Genomic DNA, 19,627 nt, shown 5'->3' with positions numbered 1-19,627 from the left:
TCTAATAACCCTGGCATAACCGGGTGCCGAAGCGCTCGGCTACTTCGCGGTGCACACCCAGTTTCCAAGTGCGGTATTCCAAGGCATTCAGTATCTTACGAGCTGCCACCTGGGGGTCCATTTCAAAGATGAAGTAGCCCCCGTAAACGTCGCCGGCGATCTGGGTCAGAATGCTGTATATCAGGTCGCTTCCTTCCACGGGCGGCATGCACCCGACGTGGGTGGGAAGCCCGAGGGCTACGCACCACGTACCGATGCTCGTAGCCTTCCCGCTCATGGCTTCGGGGGCCGAAGCAGCGAAGGGTACTTTAGGAGTGTCCACCCCGAGGTCGTTGGCCATGGCCATGAGGAGATCCGAGGCCCGGGTATTATCTACACAGGAACCCAGGTGGAACACCGGGGGCAGGCCGACACTTACTTGGGCTTTTTCCCTCAAGCGGGCTAAGAAACTCTTAAGCCCGTCACCGCACAGTTGGTCAACCATAGCCGGATCCATGAGTCCCAGTTTGGCTGCCGATTGGGCAGAACAGCCCGTAGCTATTACGAAGACATTGTTCTTGAGTAGTTCTTTCATAATGGCTATGTGGGAGGCATCCTGATAGACTTTAAGATTGTTGCACCCGGCCATGAGGACCACCCCGGCCAGTTCGCCCTCCAGGATGGCCTCGTTTAAGACCCGTACGGGATTTTCGGGATTAACGGCGCCGAAGAGCTTGAAGAGAGCTTCCAGGCTCCAGCCGGCCACTACGGTATTCTTAAGGGGCGGGATGAAGACTTCCCGGCCGCTCTCCTTTCGTTCTTGGAAGGCCTGAATGGCCAGGCGCAGTACTTCCTTGGCCTGGGAAAAAGCGCTGTGAGTCTGGTAGTCCAGGTGATAGGCTCCCGGAATTTTGGCGATATCCGAGGTAGTTATCAGGCGCGTATGGAAACATTCGGCCACCCGCTGCAGGCCGGGCATGATGCACTGGACATCCACGCACATGGCGTCTACGGCTCCGGTGCAGATAGCCAGCTCCTGGGAACCATAGGAGGTCACCAGGGGTATTCCCTGCCGCATGAGCACCTCATTGCCCGTGCAACAAATGCCCACCAGGTTGATACCCCGGGCACCGGCCGCAACTGCCTCTCCCTCCATCTCCCGGGCGGCCCGGACGATTATCTCGCTAAGTAAGGGATTATGACCATGGAGAACGAAATTTACTTTATCCGGATCCAGTACCCCCATGTTGGCCTGGCTTACTACGGGCTCCGGCGTACCGAACAAGATATCCGAAAGGTCGGTGGCGATGTGCATACCGGCATAGTCGGCCAGCCCCACGCGCACTGCGCTGAACACTAGGTTGACCGGATCGTCATCATTCCCTACGTGGGCCTGGCTGACCAGGTCCGAAATGGTGGCATGGATACCGTGGGGCATGACGTTATGGGTACGGAATTTTTCCACACGGCCGGGGGTTACCGTGGTGGTAACCCACACACTATCCCCCATCCCCTTAAGGCGGCTGAAATCTTCCAGGGCCTTGAGGGCCAGCTCCCTGGCGAGTTCCACTTCCGTCTTTCCTTCCGTCTGCACACCTACCCTCCGGCAGACCTGGTATAGCTTCTCCGGATCCTTTATTTCGTAATCCGGCGAGTGGCCTTCGGCCATCTCCAGGAGGGTGTGGGCTATGTGGTTGCCGTGTTCGCAGTGGGCCGCGGCACTGGTTAAAATCATCAAGCCGACACTTCGGGCCACTATGGTCCACGGCGAGGCACCGCATATACCCCGGCTCCCGGGACCGCTGTCGCCCTTGATTCTGCACGGCCCCATCATACAAAAACGGCAACATATTCCCTCATAGCCAAATTTACACTGGGGCTGTTGGGCTACAAAGCGATCGAAGGCGGTAACTACTTGCGGGAGCTGCCGGGTGTGCTCCAGCACCGAAAGCACCGCAGAGTCAATGCTCCGCTCCCGGCGCTTGGGTTCCGTAACCCGCGGGGCGCCGGAAGGACGGCAGGTGTGACTGGGGTCGCTAAACCTGGGCATTATGCCTTGTACCTCCTTGGTAAAAAGTTCCGTACCGGGACCACCGGTATATTCCTCCGCTCCCAGCCTTTAAACTGGTAGAAGCGGGCATGACTAACTCCTCACTCCTTGCTGGCTAATAAGTAGTTGCCTATTCGGGCTACAGCCTCCTGGAAAACCACGGGCTCCTCGGCCTCCCTTCCCAGGCTCAAATCCAGGATTTCTTCCTGAAAAGGTAGGGTTCCAATTAGTTCTTCCGCCGAAAAATGCTCCCGGAGGAACTGTTCCTGGCGGCCGTCCCGCACTTTATTGGCCACAAATTTGACCAGGGGAACACCCAGTTCCAGGGCCAGTTTTTCTACCACGCGCGCCGTGCGCGTACTCACCACGGAGGGTTCCACTACCACCAGCATAACGTCTACACCCCGCGCCGTCCCCCGTGTAAGGTGCTCAATGCCGGCACTCATGTCCAAAACCACTATCTCATTTTCCCTCAAGAGGAGGGAGTTGACCAGTGCATTGAGCACGGCATTTTCCCGGCAGTAGCAAGTTGAACCGCCCTGCTTCACCCCTCCCATTTTCAAAAAGGAAATGTTGCCGTAGGTGAGGGTATAATCCTGTAAAAGCTTATCCACATCGGGGTTCAGAGAGAAAAAGGTCCCGCTGCCGCCGGTAAGTTCGGCAATAACTTCGCGCATCTCCACTACAGGTTTAAGGGAACCGAGGCATTCCTCGGGCAGCCCTAGGACCAATCCTAAGCTGGTGTCCGGGTCGGCATCCACCGCAAAGACCCGGTAACCCTTGCAGGCAAAGAACCTGGTTAACGCGGCGGCTAGAGTGGTTTTTCCTACCCCACCTTTGCCAGAGATTGCTAGCTTCACCCTAAAGCCCCCATGTTCAAAAATCAGTACCCTGGTGTTCAGGGCCACCAACATTAGTGAAATTCTGCACAAATCCCGTTTTTCCTGCTAATGACCAGCTTCTTTTCTTGCTTTTTTTGTTTAACAATTATCCGTGTTAAATAAAAAGGGAAAGACAAAATATTTAACTCCCGCGTTCTAGCAAGAAAGAGGCTCATATGGCCTTTACCTCAATTATAATATATTTCGTCCAAAAGGCTAGAGAAATCTATCTAATTGTCCAAAAAATGATAGTGATAACAAGATACAGCCTGCTAAGTATGGATAATCATCGAATGCGAGGGCTACCATCATGTAGCCTATGAATTTCACCGAGACATCCTGGATCTATTTTCTCATGAATCGATTCAAGAAGGCCACCGTGATTGTGTAACCATTTGCCAGGTAGATCCATATTCTATTATCAAAGACTAAAAAGAAGGAGTGATTCCATTGTCTGAAGCTGATTTGAACGCAATTTTTGACAAGATTAGAGAGAGTTCGCCCGAAAGGGATCCAGCATTGGAAGGACTGGAGTCCATCCTCAATGAGTTGCAACGCAACGATGATAAAAAAATCGGCATTGAGTTCGAGTGCGGCGATTGCTGCAAAAAAGTCATAAACGGGTCCAAATTGTTCTTTATCAAGAATTTTGCCGTCCTACTTCCGGCCCGTGGCGATTGCCTTTTCTTGAAGGTATTCAGCGGCGGCAAAATCGTTGATAAACAGCTCTTGAGGGCCATCATAATCCCCGCAAGCCGTATTTGTGCTGTTGAGATTAACCCCGTACAAATAGACTCCTAACCTGAGAAGCCGCGCCTAGCATTACGCCATAACAAAGGCTGTTGACGCGTTATTAGGTCAACAGCCTTTGTTATAGTAGTCCCTTACGGCCAATGAAACTCGTTTTATTCAAAGGAACGTCCACCGGGCCATAAAAAAAACAGCCAAAGCAGCAGGCATGCCGGAAATGCGCCCCCATGATCTCTGGCATACATGCGCTTCTATCATGCTCGCACACGGCATCCCTCTCCCCACCGTTCAGGAAGTCCTCCGCCACAAAGACGCCTATACCACCGCCCGCATGTACTCCCATGCTCTCCCCCGCTGGCACCGGAAAACAGTAGAGAGGCTGGAGAAGGCTATTTCCGCAGATGGGCGACAACTGGGCGGCAACTCAACACTTGGCGATGATCAGGAAAAAATTTAGGAGCCGCAAACCCTTGCGACCCCTAGTTTTTACTGGAGCCGGCGACCGGACTCGAACCGGTGACCTGCTGATTACAAGTCAGCTGCTCTACCTGCTGAGCTACGCCGGCATTGAATATGGTCGGGATGACAGGATTTGAACCTGCGACCCCCTGCTCCCAAAGCAGGTGCTCTACCAAGCTGAGCTACATCCCGTAAGGCTTTTCCGATGTCTTTATTTTAGCACGGAGTTGCTCCCCAGACAAGATTCGGGAAGCCTGAGAGCTATCCCCCCTTTTAGCTAGGCGTGATTTAGCTCCCTCTCGCGCTAATAGCCTGGCAAAGCAAGGGTAGTGCTCAACTTTCGGAATTCGGCGGAGTTCCCCGCTCATTCGGCGTTTACTACCTCTGGCCTTCTGTTTACCTGCTCCTGTTCCTGCTTTAAAACACGCCCGGACGAGTAATCCTTAGAGACATGCCACCGTTAAGGAACACCTTCTGCAAACTCATTTCTGTTGAGCCGCGCTGCGCTTTTGGGCCCTTTCCAGAAGGCGGCAAACGGAACATACTTCTTCGGTCGTCACCTGGCCGCAACGGGAGCACTCCCTCAGTTCTACCTCCCCGTCGTATTCCCGAAACAGGCCCTTATGCTTTAAGAATCCCTTCAAAAAGGAGAGTTTGGTCCCCGGCGATGCTGCTTCGATGTGATTGAGGGCTTCTTTATAGGTAATGCTGGTAGCCCCTTCGGCATAGGGGCAGTCTTCGGCGAGGTAAGGGATATTCCGGATCAGGGCGTAGGCGAGGCACTCCCGCTCGGTTAGGGTGTACAGGGGCTTGACTTTTTTCACCAATTTCGGGTGGGTAGCCGGCAGATTGGGCTGCTGGCGGGCCAAATAACCCGTCTGCCAGTGGAGGAGGTTACCCAGCAAAGAGGCAGCTTCGTCATCCAGGTTGTGGCCCGTGGCCACAACCGGAAAACTGCCCTCCAGAGCGCATTTATTAAATAGATAGCGCTTAATGCGGCCGCACACGGCGCAGGGAGTCCGGCGGGTTTTCCGGGCTATTTCGGGAATGCTCAAGCCCCAGACTTCTTTCACCGATATGGTCCCAAGGGACGTCCCGTTCTTGGCAGCGAACTCCCGGCATTTGTCCCCCGAACGCTGGGAATAGCCCTCAATCCCCAGGTCTATATAAAGGGCGGTGACCTGGTAGCCCAGCCGTATTAAGGCATCCCACAGGCTGAGGCTGTCTTTACCACCGGAGACCACCAAAAGCACACGGTCACCGGGGGAGAACATTTTGTAGGCGCGAATGTTATGCTGGACCCTTTTAAGAAAGTAGTCCTGGAAACAGTCATTGCAGTAGGCGGCATTGTGGTGCCTTACTTCTACTGTAGCCTTGGCCTGACAACCTTTACAGCGCATTTCTTATCCCCCCGATATGGCCGGGAAGATTTCGATGACGTCTTCATCTTCAATAAATGCGTCCCGGGTAAGGATGCTGCCCCCGCGCACTACCAGGTGCGCTTCTAGGTTGATATTCAGCTCGCGAGCAATATCGGCCAGCTTCTTTCCCCCGGGAACCTCCAGTTCCCGCCTCCCGGCCTGGTGAATTATGACCTTCACGTGCCAACCTCCTTCCGGCGCTAATGGCGGCAGTTACTATTATAATACTCTTTTCTCCGGGCTGCAAAAATAGGCCTGCCTAGGCCGCCGAGCTAAACCCCTCTCTTAAGAGCGTGGACATTCAGGAGAGAAAACCGTTGACGGAGCACCATGCTAGCTTTAAAATAATAATAACTACTTTTTCTTTACCGGGAGGCGACGTTATGGCCCTTTGGAAATGCAACAGTTGCGGCTATGAAAAGGAAGCACGCTGCAAACCGCGTAAATGCCCCGAATGTGGACAGAAAGACACCTTTGCTAAAAAAGAGAGTTGAGCGCCCCTTTTTCCGAAACCTTCCTGCGGGAAGGTTTTTTTATGGGCTCAGCTTAAGGGTTTCCGCAGCCAGGGCCGCCAGCAAGGCGGCACCCGTGGGCAGCACCCCTTCGTGGATGTCAAAAGAGGGGTGATGCCAGTTGTAGGCCTCGCCTGGAGACGGTCGGGCACCCAAAAAGAGGTATAATGCCGGAACCTTTTGGGCATACCAGGCGAAGTCCTCCCCGCCCATGGAAGGCGCCGGGAGGCTGGACAGTCCATCTATCCCTAAGGCCCGCAGATCTAGGGAGCGCAGGATCTCGAGGAGCCGGTCGTTGTTATACAGTACCGGGTAGGCCGCCAGATATTCGAGCTCATAAGTGGCTCCGTGGGCCGAAGTAACACCCGTTACCACCTGCTCAAACCGTTCCTTGATATCCGCCCGCAGGGCGGAATCCAGGGTCCTCACGGTGCCGCTGAGCTCCACTTCGCCGGCGATGATGTTCTCCTTTTCGCCGCCCTTTATGGTGCCCACGGTCAAGACGACGGGCTGGAGGGGGTCGGAAGAGCGGGAGATAATCGTTTGCAAGGCCAGGACCACTTCGCAGGCCACCACTATGGCATCAATGCCCAGGTGGGGTGAGGAGCCATGGCCGCCCCGCCCCCTGATCCTTACAGTGAAGTTATCCACCGCTGCCATGACCGGCCCTTCTTTAACGGCCACCGTTCCCGGCGGAAACTGGCTGTGCACGTGCAAACCGTAAATGGCCTTGACCGGGGGATCTTCTAACACCCCTTCTTCGATCATTAATTTGGCTCCCCCGGGCGGCTTTTCTTCTCCGGGCTGGAAGATGAATTTAACGGCACCGGGCAACCTATCCCGCTCCTGGGCCAGGATGGCCGCTGCTCCCAGCACCATGGCCATGTGGGCATCGTGGCCGCAGGCATGCATGACGCCCGGATTAAGGGAGGCAAATTCCCTTCCCGTGGCTTCCTGCAGGGGAAGGGCATCCATATCTGCTCGTAAAGCGACGGCTGCATCGCTTCTCGAGCCTCGCAGCAGCCCTACCACTCCGGTACCGGCTACGCCCGTTCTCACCTCCAGTCCCAGGGATTCTAAGATATGGCTTATCTTGCGTGCCGTTTCCCTTTCCTGGAAACTAAGCTCGGGGTGCCGGTGAAAGTACCTGCGCCAGGACACTATTTGGGATGCTATATTTTGAGCGGCTTGGTAATAAGGATGTTTCACGGTAGTTCGCCTCGGCAACTTTGTCCTTCGCAGACGAAGGTGTAATCTTCTAACTCCCGAATGCGGGGGTTGTCACCGCATACAGGGCAACCCGGATTACGCTCGGCCGTCACTTCGCGGAAGTGCATCTCCAGGGCGTTGTACAGCATCAGACGGCCGGTAAGAGTCTGCCCTACACCCAGCAAGAGCTTTATAACTTCGGTGGCCTGGATGACGCCGATAACCCCCGGGATCACCCCCATGACCCCCGCTTCCTGGCAGGAGGGCACGGCCCCGCGAGGCGGCGGTTCGGGGAAAATACAGCGATAGCAGGGTCCCTCCCCGGGCTTGATGGTCATGACCAGGCCGTCCCACTGGAGTACCCCACCTTCCACGAGGGGCTTGCCGGCCATTACACAGGCATCGTTGAGCAGATACCTCGTGGGAAAATTGTCTACCCCGCCCACCACCACTTCGTAATCCTGGATAATGGGTAGGATATTGTCTTTGGTCAAGCGCAGGGGGTAGGTGTTGACAGTAATGTGGGGATTTAAGGCCAGAAGCGTCTCGCGCGCCGATTCGGCTTTGGATTTTCCCAGCCTATCGGTGGAATGGAGGATCTGTCGCTGGAGGTTGGAGAGCTCCACGGCATCACTGTCCACAATGCCGATAGTACCCACCCCGGCAGCGGCCAAGTAGTAGGCCACCGGGGACCCGAGGCCTCCGGCTCCTACCACCAGAACCCTGCTTTCCTTGAGCCTTTTCTGCCCCCGTCCCCCTAAGTTGGACAGGATAATCTGCCGGCTGTAGCGCTCAATTTCGGCATTGGTCAGTTCCGTCAAGTTATTCACCACCTTGGCAAGGGGTTATAAGAGCACCGCCAGTACCGTAAAGGCAAACATAAGCATGCTGAGATAGCCGTTCATCTGCAAAAAGGCTACATTAATACGGGAAAGATCCTCAGGTGATACCAGGCGGTGTTCGTGAACCAGGATCAGCGCCGCTACTATCACTCCGGCAAAGTAAACGGTTCCCAGTTGGAGAAAAAAGCCCAAAAGAGTCAGGCAGAGCACCGCAAGCCCGTGGAAGGCCCGGGCTATCCACAAGGCTTTGTCCTTACCGAAGCGTGCCGGAATCGAATGGATACCGTACCGCCGGTCAAAGTCGTAGTCCTGGCAGGCATAGATAATGTCAAAGCCGGCCACCCAGAGACCCATCCCCATGCCCAGTACAAGGGCAGGGATATCCAGGCTTGCGCGCACCGCTACCCACGCTCCCATAGGAGCCAGGCTGTCTGCCAGGCCTAGTACTAGATGGCACCCCCAGGTCCAACGTTTGGTATAAGAATAAATTACCAGTACAAATACGGCCAGGGGGAGCAGCCGGACGCAAAGCTCGTTGAGTTGGAAGGCGGCCAGGACCAGAAGCCCCAGGGAGAGGAACGTATAAATCCAGACTTCAAAGACGGAAAGGATGCCGCGAGGCAGGGCCCGATCGGCGGTGCGGGGATTTAAAGCGTCGATGTGCCGGTCTATGAGGCGGTTTAAAGACATGGCTGCGGTTCGGGCACCGATCATGGCCATGGTAATCCAGAAGAGCTGGTGTCCCGTTGGCAGTCCTTCGGCGGCCAGAAAAGCCCCGAGGTAGGCAAAGGGCAGGGCAAATATGGTATGCTCGAACTTAATCATCTCCAAAAAGATATTCAGTTTCCGATAGAAGACCCCGGGAAAGCCCATACTCCTCCCACCTCCTTACGACCAATTCCCGGGTTTGACGGTCGGAGCGCGCCTCGAGAGGCCAGGGGCGAGGATGCCCTTCTTCGGGAAGTTTGCGCGTGGCGTCGATACCCATCTTTCCGCCATACCCCGGCTGGGGGGAGGCGTGATCCAGGACATCAAGGGGACCCTCTACAATAACCGTGTCACGCCGCGGGTCCACATTGCCCAAAACCTTCCAGCGCACTTCGTCCAGGTCGTGGACGTTAACATCGGCATCCACCACTATCAAAAACTTAGTAAACATCATCTGGCCCATGCCCCATAGGGCGTGTATCACTTTTCGCCCCTGGCCGGGATAACGTTTGGCAATGGAAACAATGGCACAATTGTGGAAAACACCTTCTACGGGAAAGTTGATATCCCTGACCTCCGGAAGGATAAGGCGGATCAGAGGCAGGAAAAGCCTTTCCGTCACTTTACCCAAGAAAGCATCTTCCATAGGAGGCCGGCCTACTACCGTAGCCGGATAAAGGGCGTCCCTCCGGCGGGTCATGCAGGTGAGGTGAAAAACGGGGTAATAGTCGGCGGGAGAATAGTAGCCGGTATGGTCGCCAAAGGGCCCCTCTAGCCGCCTTTCTCCGAGGTCGACGTAACCCTCCAGAATTATTTCCGCATGAGCGGGCACCTCCAGGTTTACCGTCAGAGCCGGGACCATTTCGACTGGCTCGCGCCTCAAGAAACCCGCCAGGATTACCTCGTCTATCCCGGGCGGAACTGGCGCCGTGGCGGCATAAATGAGGGCGGGATCACCTCCCAGGGCCACCGCTACTTCCAGCCTCTCCCCCGCCCGGGAGAAATGTTCGGCGGCATCCTTATGGAGGTGCCAGTGCATGCCGGTAGTTCGATCATCGAAGACCTGCATCCGGTACATGCCCAGGTTGCGCCTCCCGGTTTGCGGGTCCCGGGTGAACACAAGGGGCAAAGTGATGAACCGGCCCCCATCATGGGGCCAAAGCTTGAGGACAGGAAGCTCCGCCAGGGATGGTGGGTCCACTACCACTTCCTGACAGGGAGCGCTCTTAACCCGCCGGGGCAGAAACCGCGATACCTCCATCAATTTGGGTAAATACTGCAGGCGTGACAACCAGTTGGTATCCTCAGGTATTCTTAAGAGCTCCGCCAGCCGCGCCGCGGGCTCATCCAAACTTTCAATCTCCAAAGCAGTCTTGACCAGCTCTTCACTGCCGAAAAGATTGGTAACCACCGGCATGGCATGGCCCTTTACCCTTTCGAAAAAGAGGGCCGGACCGCCGGCCTTCACTACCCGGTCGCTTATGGCTGCTATTTCCAGCACCGGATCCACCTCTACAGTTACCCGGTGCAGCAATCCTTTCTTGGTGAGGGTATCCAGATATTCCCGCAGGTCCTTATAGGCCAAGAAGGTTCATTCCTCTCCCTTAATGCCGACATGGACGGCCACTATTCCGCCGGTGAGCTCAATGCATTGAGCTTCTTCCAGCCCTATGCGATTGAAGAGGGCAAGTATTTCGCGCTGGTGGGGAAAGCCCTGTAAGGATCGAGGTAAATAGCTGTACGGATCCTTAAGTCCCACCCCCAAACGGCCCAGGATAGGAACTACACGGTTGAAGTAAAAATAATAAAGCTGCTTAAACAGGGGCCACGAGGGTTTGGCCAGCTCCAGGGACACCACCCGTCCTCCAGGGCGTACTACCCGCTTCATTTCCAGTAGGGTTTTTTCTATATCGGGAACATTTCTTAGGGCAAAGGCGATGGTGGCACCGTCGAAGGTATCGCTGGCAAAGGGAAGGGATACGGCATTGCCCTCTACCAGTTCCACCAGATTTCCATAGGGGCTGCGGGCCAGATTGCCCCTGGCCACTTCGAGCATTGCTGGACAAAAATCCAACCCCACCACTTTGCCCCGGGGAAATACCGCCCGCGCCAGGGCTAGACTCAACATGCCCGTCCCGCAGCAAACGTCCAGGACCCTATCCCCCGGTTTTAAAGCCGCTTTTCCTACGGCCACTTGTCGCCAGTATTTATCCAGGTTAAAGCTTAAAAGGGTGTTCATCAAGTCATAACGCCGGGCAATATGGCTAAAAAGGTCCCGGACATATACTTCCTTTTCCGTAGCCACCCGGATCACCTATTCCTGCCGGTATAACTTGCGCAGCCGGCGCAACAGGGGGATGCCCAGACCCAATACCGCCACGGCTTCCCCGGCCGAAACACTGACAATGCAAAGGAATAGATTTACTTGCAGCAAAAACGATAAATAAGCTCCTACGATGAGCCCGTTAAGGACTATGGGCGGTACATAGGCGAGAGGAGAACCGCGCAAGCGATAAGTAAGCCAGGCGGCCACGAGGGTAGTAAGGCTGCCCAAGAAAATGTCGATAGGCCCCATTCCCCCAAAGATGTTGCTGATTAAACAGCCCAGGAAAAGCCCCCATATGGCTTCGGGAAATATTATAGGCAGCAGGGTGAGGGCCTCGGCAACTCGCACTTGCACCATGCCGAAACTGATGGGAGCCAACACGATGGTGATAACAGCGTAGACCGCCGCAATGATGGCCCCCCGCGCGGCCCGGTTAGCATATAAGGCCAGTAGCTACTCCCCTCCTCTGCGGAAGGTTAACGCCATAACCAAATTATATCCCATCGCGCCCGTTATTTCCACAGGGTTGAGGAAGCCTTCAGGGTTTCACCTCCGCGGGTTCATCCCATAACTTCGGCGCGATTGCGGCCCCTGGCCTTGGCCTGATACAGCGCTTCATCGGCGCGCCGGATAATCTCTTCTACCGGTTCTCCTCGCCTGGCCTCCACTACACCCACGCTCACCGTCACTTTAAGGGGCTTGCCGCAGGGAGATGCGAAGATATGCTCTGCGACCTCCTGCCGTATGCGCTCGGCTACGGCGGTGGCCCGGGCGGCATCGGTATTGCCCATGGCCAAAATGAATTCTTCCCCACCGTACCTCCCTACAATATCTTCGCCGGACCGCACGGTGCCAAGAATCAAGTTACCCAGCTCCCTTAGGACGGCGTCACCGATCTGGTGCCCGTGGGTATCGTTGACCTGCTTAAAGTGGTCGATGTCGATCATCATCAGGCTGAAGGGCTCCCGGGCAACACGGCTCTCCCGCAACTTGGCCTCGATTAACAATAGAGCGGCCCCCCGGTTAAAAAGACCCGTCAGGGAGTCCAGGGAAGCCTCACGCTTTAGGCGCATGTTCTCCTTCTGGAGGCTGTAGTAGAGGTTAGCGAGGGGTTCCCGAATGCACCTCTCGACAATCCCGCAGAAGAGCAGGTAATAGCTCGCCACTTTTACCAGGTGTCCGGCAAAATTTGCTAAGTCATAAACATCGACGTACAGGGTGAAGCAAAATTCACTGACAATAGTAGCAACAATAGCATAAGAAAGGTACCTTACCAAAACGGGAGGTATTTGGGGGCTATGCTTGCGCAGTACCAAAAGGGTCAGAACCAGAACGCCGATTACCCCGTACTCGGCCCCTATTTTAAAAGTAGTGAGGCCCGAACCCTCTACGTAACAGATGGGGAAAACCTTCCACCAGAATATGGCCAGCAGCACGAGGCCGAAAAAGGCCCCATAGGTCCACCACAGGAGGGTTCGGGCTCTAATCGTATGGACGAAGGGGGCTGTAAGGAGGGTAACGGCTTCCAGCCACCTGGCACTTATCCATAGCTGGGTGGCCGGGTTGGCCCCGGTTTGGGCGAAGATCCCCATGCCCCGGTAGGCGATGGTGTGGGTGATGTCAAGAAGCCCCACAAAGGCGTAACCCACGCCGATAGCGCTGGGAAAAGAGTCGTGTTCTCGGTCCCTGACCAGCCAAGAAATGGCAAAGATCAGGAAAGCTACCACCACGCTAAATATTTCCACCAGGGCGTGGTAGAGGAGGTAGTTGGCCCGCGCTATCAGATAAAGGACGCCGAACGTGAGGATCGCCGCAGCCGGCCGGACCAATTTACTCGTCCCTTGGAAGCACGAAATACCTATTCCCCCCTGACGCGCGGCAAATTGAACTAACTCCGCGCAGGCGCCCCCCTGGTTTGACCTCCCCGCTCCGCGGGAATTCCGAGCCCTTTAGACCTGGAAACGCTCCACCTGCCCTTCCAGCCGCCTGGCCACCTCTAAGACCTGCTGGGCATTGGAGGCTATTTCCTGGGTAGAGGCCGAAAGCTCTTCTGCCGACGCAGATATCTCTTCAGCAGACGCCGATGTTTCTTCAGCCACGGCGCTTATGCTCTGGACCCGCTCCAGCGCCACATCCTTGGCCTGTACTGTAGCCTCCACTTCCCTATAGGTTGCTTCTACCAAAGGCCCTATGGCCGTTACCGCCGCCAGTATATCGTCAAAGGCCTTGATGGTGTTCTCTACGTTATTCAGCTGGCTGGCCACCTCGGAGGTTACCTTTTCGGAGGTGGAGACCACTTCGCCGGTGCGTAAAGTTATGCTGCCCAGGAGCTCCCTTATCTTGTCCGAAGAGGCCCGGGATTGCTCGGCCAGCTTGCGCACTTCCTCGGCCACCACGGCAAAGCCCCGGCCAGCTTCTCCTGCCCTGGCCGCCTCAATGGCCGCGTTCAAGGCCAGTAGATTGGTCTGTTCGGCTATTCCGTTGATTACTTCTAAAATCTCCTCCACCTGGCCGACGGAGTCCCGGAGAACCTCCAGCTTTTCGACGACCACCTTGAAGGCTTCCCGCACTCCCTCGATGGAACCTACGAGGTTATCCAGCTCCTTTTTGCCGGCGCCGGCCCGCGCCGAGGTGTCCTCGCTGTTGGCCTTAACCCGCCCGAGCGCCGTCCTAACCCTTTCCAGGTTGGTAGTTATGTTCTCCATAAGGCCCAATATCTCCTGGAGATGCCCGGCCTGTTCCCCGGCTCCGGCGGCCACCTGCTGAATGGCCTTGGCAACTTCGTCCGAGGATGACGCCATCTCTTCTGAGGCAGCGCTTAAGGAGGCAGAATTGCCGGACAGGGTCTGGGCCTCCGTTTTGAGGTCCCTAATCAAATTGACCAAATTACTCTGCATGCCGGCGAGGGCATTGGCAATCTGCCCGACCTCATCTTTTCTCTTCAAGTGTCGACTTGCCTTGTCTTTTTCACCAAATCTAAAGTCGTATTCCGCAAACTTCGTGACCACTTGCGCCAAATCCGCGATAGGAGTGGAAATGCTTCTGGCCATCACATAGGTCAGTACCACAGCAAGGACGGTAACCAAAAGGGATACGAGTAGTACCGACTGTCGCAGGCTGGCCGCCCGCTCCAGCACCTCATCCCTGGGCGCAGTGACTGCTATGGACCAGCCGGCGGTCTTGAGGGGTGCGTAGGCGATGATCATCTCCTGACCCTGTAGGGTATAAGTGGACACTCCTTCTTCGCCTTGCACCATCTTGGCTACCACATCCGCCAGAGAGGCCAGGGAGGCATCAGACTGGGCTTCTTCTAGGATATTCTCCTGGTCCAGGGCCTTCTGGGTATCCTTGTGGGCTATGATCTTCCCCGTGCTGTCTACGGCAAAGGCGTACCCCGTACGGCCGTAGGTGACGCTTCCCACCAGTTCGCTAAATTTGGCCCCATCTACTATACCGGCCACAGCGCCCACTATTTCGCCTGTAGCATAATGGCGGATGGGAGCGGCATAGCCGAAAATCACCGTCTGATCAACCTTGCTCACCATGCTGGTGGAAACATTGGTGTTACCCTCCATGGCCCGGCGGAAGTACTCCCTGTCGGCGAGGTTAGCTGTGCTGCCGTTCTGGTAAACTGCGTTACCATCCCTGTCCAAGACGGCCAAACGCTTAAAGCCAAGGGAACCCGCCTTCTCTAATTCCTCATTCAGCAACTGAACCTTCTCTGCAAGGGTAGCTTCCCGATCGCCCGACCTGCCGCGGATTACATTCTTATTGGCCAGACTTTCCACTACATACAACCGAGCCTGGATGCGGCTATCCTGGGTTTCGGCAACCTGGCGCGCCACCTTCAGCATGGCCTCCCTTGCCTCCGCCTCCAGGGCGGCGGCTGCCCGGGTCTCACTTACCCACGACAATACCAGACACCCAATGGCGACGATTAACCCGAACACTAGAGTCATCTTGAGTAATAAACTTCCCCTGACACTGAGATTGCTCATCCTTTAGCCCTGCAACCCTTCACACCGGATTCCGGCCTTCGGGGCAGGCCTCCCCTCCTTTCATGTGCTCAAGAGTATCTGTACTAAAACAAAACATCACCCCACCCGGCCAAACAAAAGGCCCCCCTCCTGGGGCGGCCCTAGAGCTGTACCATACGATATATTGCAACTAACCCTGTCGTCTCCCGGCAGCCCGGCTGCCCTAGCCCATAAGGCCTTAGGCCCGCAGCTTTGCGCCCCCGCCTTTCGACGGCTTTGCCCTTAGCGGGATCCTGTTTCCCCTATTCACCTTGACGAGCGGCGTACGCCTTCCCCTCGGGGCCGCCATACGGCTCCTGCCCCCTTTGTGCCATAATTCGACATCTGCTGCCAGAATCCTCCTCTAGGGTGGAAAAATCATACAGAGTAAAGGCAATTATTATACCCACGTTTTGCCCCCCCCGCCAGGACTGAGCCATTTGCGCTGACGCGGAAATAAGAAAGGTGAAGGTATGAAGGGATTGGGGAAAAAATTTTACCCCGGGAAAGGCATGAATTTGGTTGGGGTTGAGGGGGATTGGGTTTAAGGAATTAAAAAATTGACCCCAAAAAAGAGGATGACCCTCCTTCAGAGCGAATCTGTTAAGTAAGACCAAACCAACCAAACAAAGGAGGGTCATCCATGGCTATTATACCACAACAGAGGCTTTTTGGGTGGAGGGAAATCGAAAATTTAGGGGAGCTCGAACGACTTAGGCTAGTACTTGAATACATGCCGGACGAAGAATTGATGGTGGAACTGGAGAAGGAACGGGCGAATGGGCGGGATGACTATCCCATAAGGGCCGTATGGAACTCTGTACTGGCAGGGATAGTATACCAACATCCTTCGATAGAAAGTTTAAGGCGGGAACTTTGGCGTAATGCCCAATTACGAGAGCTATGCGGATTTGACCTAACGAAGGGAGAAAAAGCCGTACCGCCGTCATGGGTATACAGCCGGTTTTTGGGGAAACTGCTTAAGAAAGAAGAGAAGGTCGAAGAAATATTTTACCGGCTGGTAGAGGAGCTAAGGGAGGAACTACCGGGTTTTGGAGAAGTAGCGGCCATAGACGGCAAAGCCTTGGCGAGCTTAAGTCGTGGGAGGAAGAAGGAAAAAGTGGGGGAGCTTAGACCTGACGGTCGGCGGGAACAAGATGCAGACTGGGGGTGTAAGGTTTACCGGGGTAAGAGGGAAGACGGCAGCCAGTGGGAAAAAGTAGTGAAATGGTTTGGATTTCGGCTGCACCTAATAGTAGATGCCCTATACGAACTGCCTCTAGGGTTTAAAGTTACCAAGGCGTCGGCGAGCGAAGTAAAAGAGGCGCCCAAGCTTCTGGAGAGGGTAAAAGAGAAGGCACCGGGGACCTTTGAAAGGATTAAATATCTTACAGCAGACAAGGCCTACGACTCCACAGAACTAATCATCGAGCTATGGGAAGAGTATCAAATAAAGCCGGTCATAGACATAAGGAACCAATGGAAAGACGGGGAAGAAACTAAACTAATAGCGGGGCAGGAGAGCGTAGTATACGACTATAAGGGGAAAGTATACTGTTACTGTCCGGAGACGGGGATAAAGAGGGAGATGGCCTATGGAGGATTTGAGAAGGACCGGGAAACATTAAAATACCGCTGTCCGGCCAGGCATTATGGGTTAAGATGCAAGGGAATAGATAAATGTCCGGTTAAGAGCAGTATTCGGATACCCCTTAAGGAAGACCGGAGGGTGTTCACGCCGCTAGCACGTTCCAGCTACCGCTGGGAGGAACTTTACAAGAAGCGTACAGCGGTGGAGCGAGTAAACAGCCGATTAGACCAGAGTTTTGGTTTTGAGCAACACTTTATTCGAGGATTAAAGAAGATGAGTTTAACATGCGCTCTAGCGTTAGCGGTGATGCTGGCCATGGCGCTAGGGAGGATACGAGAAAAGAAAGGAGAAAACCTACGCAGTTTAGTAAAGGCAGCCTAAATTAAGTGGTAGATACTACCATAAAGGGTGGTAGAAGAAGTAATATACCCTTTTTGGGGTTATTTTACCAACGCTTGCCATCTCCTTAAGGCTTTTTATATTCCTGAGGCGCCTACCCTATTAATTATAGGGTTGCTTCTGTAAGATTATGTCAAGGCCTTCTAAAAAATCGGCCACAACGCAGATGCCTCGGACTTTATCCCCCTTGACAGATACGGGAATAGGATGATAGAATAAACTTGCGCATGCGGCAGTGGCGGAACTGGCAGACGCGCTAGATTCAGGGTCTAGTGGTCACTGCGACCGTGGGGGTTCAAATCCCTTCTGCCGCACCAAAGAAGAAAGGCCCGAAAGGGCCTTTCTTCTTTTGGACTAATTTGGAGCAGGCTTATTCGGGTCGCGGCCCCTGGCCTGCTTAAATCCATTCCAGGATTATCTCATCGCCGTCCTCTAAAGGCGAAGTGAACTCGGCCGGGCGGTTGTTTATCTCCATGCGGAGGGTTTTCTTCCCCGCTGGCGGAGTGGACCCTATATCTAGATAAGTAAACAAGTCGGCAAAAATGGCCTGGCTGGTCCCTAGCGGGAGTTCAACCTCCTTACCGTTCAACTTAATCTTTATCGTGCGGTAGGTGGCCTTGGCGCCCGTTTCCAGCACATCGCCTGTTTTTACTCTGGCCTCCCGCTGGACCCGCTGGCCGTTCAAAAATACCGGCCGGTCATCGCTTTCCCCTAAATGGCGCAACACGTCCGCCACGGTTTCCAGGGAGTTATATTCTATCTTGGCCTGATCGGGAACTTCCGCATCCCGGGAAACCGCGTTCCCGTTCATTAGGATAACCGGCTCGAGGATAATTCTGCGTCCATTGAAGGTTATCTCCTTAACCGAAGTCTCCGGAACTAAGTCCCCCACTTTAGCCCGGGCATCGGCGCCGTTCTCTCCCGGGATAAACTGCAGTACATCACCACCTTTGACCTGGTGGTCCAGGGAGACAGGCTGCCCGTTGAGGATAATCCGTCCCGGTCTACCCGGCTCTCCCCTAATAAAATGCAGGCGGCCGTTCACCTCTACTCCTATGCCCCGCCCGGGGCGGCCGTAGAGGCGGCGTACCGGTATGCCCGCGGCCAGCAAGGCCTGGGCGACGGTGAGCCTACGGTGACCCAGGAGCTGGACCGGTCGACCGTTAACCTGTACTTGGGACAGGGTAAGACCCTCCCGCCGCAGGGCGGTGAGGGCAATCCCCAGGGGTGTAATGGCCTGGGGACCCCTAAAGCCGGGCGAACCGCTGATGTCGGTTACCACTTCCCGGCTCCTAACGGCTACCCTATCCTCCGGCAGTTCTAGTTGACGGGCTAAAGCACGGGGAAGGCCCGGGGTCAGGCTGCCCCCTCCAATTAGCAAGACGGCCTGGGGCGCTTTCCCGTTAAGAAGCAAAATTTGCTCCGCAATCTGACGGGTGAGTTCGATGACCGCCGGCGTCAGGAGGTCGACAACCTCGTGAGAAGGCAATTCTCTCCTGTTTCCCACGATGTCCGTAAAGGTGACCCGTTCCCTTTCGTTCAGCTGTCTTTTTACTCCCTCGGCTGTATTAAAATCTAACAGCAGCTTGTCGGCCAGGTACTCGGTAATTTCATCCCCGGCCGCCGGCACCATGGCGTAACCGGAAATACTTCCCTCCCGCGCGAGGGCAATGTCCGAAGTGCCGGCACCCACGTCGACGAGGGCAATGTTCAGCCCCCGCATAGCAGGAGGCACGGCCAAGGCCGCCGCGGCAATGGGCTCTAAAGTAAGGGACGTCATCTCCAACCCCGCCCGCAGGAGGGCGGAAACCAGGGAATCCACCACCACCCGGGGCAGAAAGGTAGCAATGACTTCCACTCCTATTCGGTGACCCCGCTGGCCTACCAGATGGCCTATGGGACTGTTGTCCAGAGTATAATTAATTACACTGTATCCGACGCAGTGATAATCACCGGCGGCGTCCTTACGGTTCAGAATAAGCTGCTCTGCCTCTTGAACGGCGTCGGCCTCCAGGGCCAGAACTACCTCACCGCTTATTTCTTCTCCAACGTCAACCTCCCTTTCCGCCGCGGCTTGCTGCGTAATGAGGGCGCGGCCTGCGGCCGCCACGGCTACCTTCGTCAAGGGAGAACGGATTTTCCGTTCGAGTTTTTCCTTTACTTGTTGTATAACATCGGCCACCAGCGGAACATTGTGGATCTGGCCGTCTACCATGGCCCGCTCTTTGTGTTCTTGGATAACTGCGGCGCGGAGGCGCAGTTTCGACTTTTCCCGGGCCAGGATGACGCCGGCTACTTTCCGGGTTCCGACATCAAGGGCAAAGATTGTCTCCTCCAAGGCTGCCGCACCTCCTGAAACCGACACTTTTTGAGAATTCTCCCTTGAAGGGGAGATTCCTGCTAAAGGAACTGGAGGTGCGCCGCCAGGCCCGTTTTCCTAGGTTTACCGGCACCTTAAGCGCTAAAAAGGGATGCCGCGACCTT

The 19,627-nt window shown here is 55.2% G+C and carries 17 protein-coding genes, 3 tRNA genes and 1 riboswitch; of the genes, 5 read left to right on the top strand and 15 right to left on the bottom strand.

Annotated elements, in window-relative coordinates; genetic code table 11:
* Position 1: 1 nt before the first annotated feature.
* Positions 2-2,029 carry an anaerobic carbon-monoxide dehydrogenase catalytic subunit gene (gene cooS / locus TAMC210_RS09680; protein WP_173298593.1) on the bottom strand — a complete coding sequence of 676 codons (2,028 nt, stop codon included), beginning with the start codon at positions 2,027-2,029 and terminating at the stop codon, positions 2-4.
* 101 nt (positions 2,030-2,130) lie between these two features.
* Positions 2,131-2,889: an AAA family ATPase gene (locus TAMC210_RS09675; RefSeq protein WP_173298592.1), complete on the bottom strand. Its 759-nt coding sequence runs from the start codon at positions 2,887-2,889 to the stop codon at positions 2,131-2,133.
* A gap of 471 nt (positions 2,890-3,360) precedes the next feature.
* On the opposite strand from TAMC210_RS09675, the gene TAMC210_RS09670 reads away from it, so the two are divergent.
* Both TAMC210_RS09670 and TAMC210_RS13945 read left to right on the top strand, forming a co-directional pair.
* Positions 3,361-3,711 carry a hypothetical protein gene (locus TAMC210_RS09670; RefSeq protein ID WP_373996448.1) on the top strand — a complete coding sequence of 117 codons (351 nt, stop codon included), beginning with the start codon at positions 3,361-3,363 and terminating at the stop codon, positions 3,709-3,711.
* Positions 3,712-3,817: 106 nt separating this feature from the next.
* On the top strand, positions 3,818-4,117 hold the full coding sequence (locus tag TAMC210_RS13945) for a tyrosine-type recombinase/integrase (RefSeq protein WP_173298728.1): 300 nt from the start codon (positions 3,818-3,820) through the stop codon (positions 4,115-4,117).
* A gap of 33 nt (positions 4,118-4,150) precedes the next feature.
* Here the strand turns inward: TAMC210_RS13945 and TAMC210_RS09660 are convergent.
* From TAMC210_RS09660 to TAMC210_RS09645, 4 genes are all read right to left on the bottom strand, one after another.
* Positions 4,151-4,226, bottom strand: a tRNA-Thr gene (locus TAMC210_RS09660).
* 8 nt (positions 4,227-4,234) lie between these two features.
* Positions 4,235-4,311: transfer RNA gene (locus TAMC210_RS09655), tRNA-Pro, on the bottom strand.
* 290 nt (positions 4,312-4,601) lie between these two features.
* Entirely contained in the window at positions 4,602-5,519 is a 918-nt protein-coding gene (locus tag TAMC210_RS09650; RefSeq protein ID WP_173298591.1) for a TIGR00269 family protein, read from the bottom strand.
* 3 nt (positions 5,520-5,522) lie between these two features.
* Positions 5,523-5,720 (bottom strand): MoaD/ThiS family protein, encoded by a 198-nt coding sequence (locus TAMC210_RS09645; protein ID WP_217267340.1) that lies wholly within the window; start codon positions 5,718-5,720, stop codon positions 5,523-5,525.
* 203 nt (positions 5,721-5,923) lie between these two features.
* On the opposite strand from TAMC210_RS09645, the gene TAMC210_RS13940 reads away from it, so the two are divergent.
* Positions 5,924-6,034, top strand: coding sequence for an RCKP-type rubredoxin-like domain-containing protein (locus TAMC210_RS13940; RefSeq protein WP_373996447.1), 111 nt, complete (start codon positions 5,924-5,926; stop codon positions 6,032-6,034).
* A gap of 39 nt (positions 6,035-6,073) precedes the next feature.
* On the opposite strand, the gene TAMC210_RS09640 is transcribed toward TAMC210_RS13940, so the two are convergent.
* From TAMC210_RS09640 to TAMC210_RS09605, 8 genes are all read right to left on the bottom strand, one after another.
* Positions 6,074-7,213: a M20 metallopeptidase family protein gene (locus TAMC210_RS09640; protein ID WP_217267339.1), complete on the bottom strand. Its 1,140-nt coding sequence runs from the start codon at positions 7,211-7,213 to the stop codon at positions 6,074-6,076.
* 44 nt (positions 7,214-7,257) lie between these two features.
* Positions 7,258-8,082 (bottom strand): HesA/MoeB/ThiF family protein, encoded by an 825-nt coding sequence (locus TAMC210_RS09635; RefSeq protein ID WP_173298589.1) that lies wholly within the window; start codon positions 8,080-8,082, stop codon positions 7,258-7,260.
* A 24-nt stretch (positions 8,083-8,106) separates the two neighbouring features.
* On the bottom strand, positions 8,107-8,976 hold the full coding sequence (locus tag TAMC210_RS09630; protein ID WP_173298588.1) for a UbiA-like polyprenyltransferase: 870 nt from the start codon (positions 8,974-8,976) through the stop codon (positions 8,107-8,109).
* Positions 8,921-10,396 carry a menaquinone biosynthesis decarboxylase gene (locus TAMC210_RS09625; protein ID WP_173298587.1) on the bottom strand — a complete coding sequence of 492 codons (1,476 nt, stop codon included), beginning with the start codon at positions 10,394-10,396 and terminating at the stop codon, positions 8,921-8,923. Before TAMC210_RS09625 ends, TAMC210_RS09630 begins: the two co-directional genes overlap by 56 nt.
* A 6-nt stretch (positions 10,397-10,402) precedes the next feature.
* Positions 10,403-11,116 (bottom strand): bifunctional demethylmenaquinone methyltransferase/2-methoxy-6-polyprenyl-1,4-benzoquinol methylase UbiE, encoded by a 714-nt coding sequence (gene ubiE, locus TAMC210_RS09620; protein WP_254388613.1) that lies wholly within the window; start codon positions 11,114-11,116, stop codon positions 10,403-10,405.
* Positions 11,117-11,125: 9 nt separating this feature from the next.
* Complete coding sequence (locus TAMC210_RS09615) at positions 11,126-11,551, bottom strand: QueT transporter family protein (RefSeq protein WP_256366491.1); 426 nt, start codon at positions 11,549-11,551, stop codon at positions 11,126-11,128.
* 146 nt (positions 11,552-11,697) lie between these two features.
* Positions 11,698-12,966 (bottom strand): sensor domain-containing diguanylate cyclase, encoded by a 1,269-nt coding sequence (locus TAMC210_RS09610; RefSeq protein ID WP_173298585.1) that lies wholly within the window; start codon positions 12,964-12,966, stop codon positions 11,698-11,700.
* A gap of 120 nt (positions 12,967-13,086) precedes the next feature.
* Complete coding sequence (locus TAMC210_RS09605; RefSeq protein ID WP_173298584.1) at positions 13,087-15,135, bottom strand: methyl-accepting chemotaxis protein; 2,049 nt, start codon at positions 15,133-15,135, stop codon at positions 13,087-13,089.
* A 184-nt stretch (positions 15,136-15,319) separates the two neighbouring features.
* A riboswitch (cyclic di-GMP riboswitch) is annotated at positions 15,320-15,405 on the bottom strand.
* A gap of 391 nt (positions 15,406-15,796) precedes the next feature.
* Between TAMC210_RS09605 and TAMC210_RS09600 the strand changes: the two genes are divergently transcribed.
* Positions 15,797-17,125 carry a transposase gene (locus TAMC210_RS09600; RefSeq protein ID WP_173297661.1) on the top strand — a complete coding sequence of 443 codons (1,329 nt, stop codon included), beginning with the start codon at positions 15,797-15,799 and terminating at the stop codon, positions 17,123-17,125.
* Positions 17,126-17,372: 247 nt separating this feature from the next.
* A tRNA-Leu gene (locus tag TAMC210_RS09595) sits at positions 17,373-17,460 on the top strand.
* Between the two features lie 80 nt (positions 17,461-17,540).
* Here TAMC210_RS09595 and TAMC210_RS09590 read toward each other — a convergent pair.
* Positions 17,541-19,481: a cell division FtsA domain-containing protein gene (locus TAMC210_RS09590; protein ID WP_173298583.1), complete on the bottom strand. Its 1,941-nt coding sequence runs from the start codon at positions 19,479-19,481 to the stop codon at positions 17,541-17,543.
* Positions 19,482-19,627 lie beyond the last annotated feature (146 nt).

It is taken from the genome of Thermanaeromonas sp. C210, from assembly GCF_013167955.1.
Classification (GTDB): domain Bacteria; phylum Bacillota; class DSM-521; order Neomoorellales; family Neomoorellaceae; genus UBA12545.
The sequence above is the reverse complement of the archived record's forward strand: the minus strand, read 5'-3'. Positions and strand labels throughout refer to the sequence as shown.

Bases quoted from the DNA above. Each gene is read 5' to 3' on its own strand.
- TAMC210_RS09600 (WP_173297661.1), top strand. From the start codon at position 15,797: ATGGCTATTATACCACAACAGAGGCTTTTTGGGTGGAGGGAAATCGAA.
- TAMC210_RS09630 (WP_173298588.1), bottom strand. From the start codon at position 8,976: ATGGGCTTTCCCGGGGTCTTCTATCGGAAACTGAATATCTTTTTGGAG.
- TAMC210_RS09650 (WP_173298591.1), bottom strand. From the start codon at position 5,519: ATGCGCTGTAAAGGTTGTCAGGCCAAGGCTACAGTAGAAGTAAGGCAC.
- cooS (WP_173298593.1), bottom strand. From the start codon at position 2,029: ATGCCCAGGTTTAGCGACCCCAGTCACACCTGCCGTCCTTCCGGCGCC.
- TAMC210_RS09605 (WP_173298584.1), bottom strand. From the start codon at position 15,135: ATGAGCAATCTCAGTGTCAGGGGAAGTTTATTACTCAAGATGACTCTA.
- TAMC210_RS13940 (WP_373996447.1), top strand. From the start codon at position 5,924: ATGGCCCTTTGGAAATGCAACAGTTGCGGCTATGAAAAGGAAGCACGC.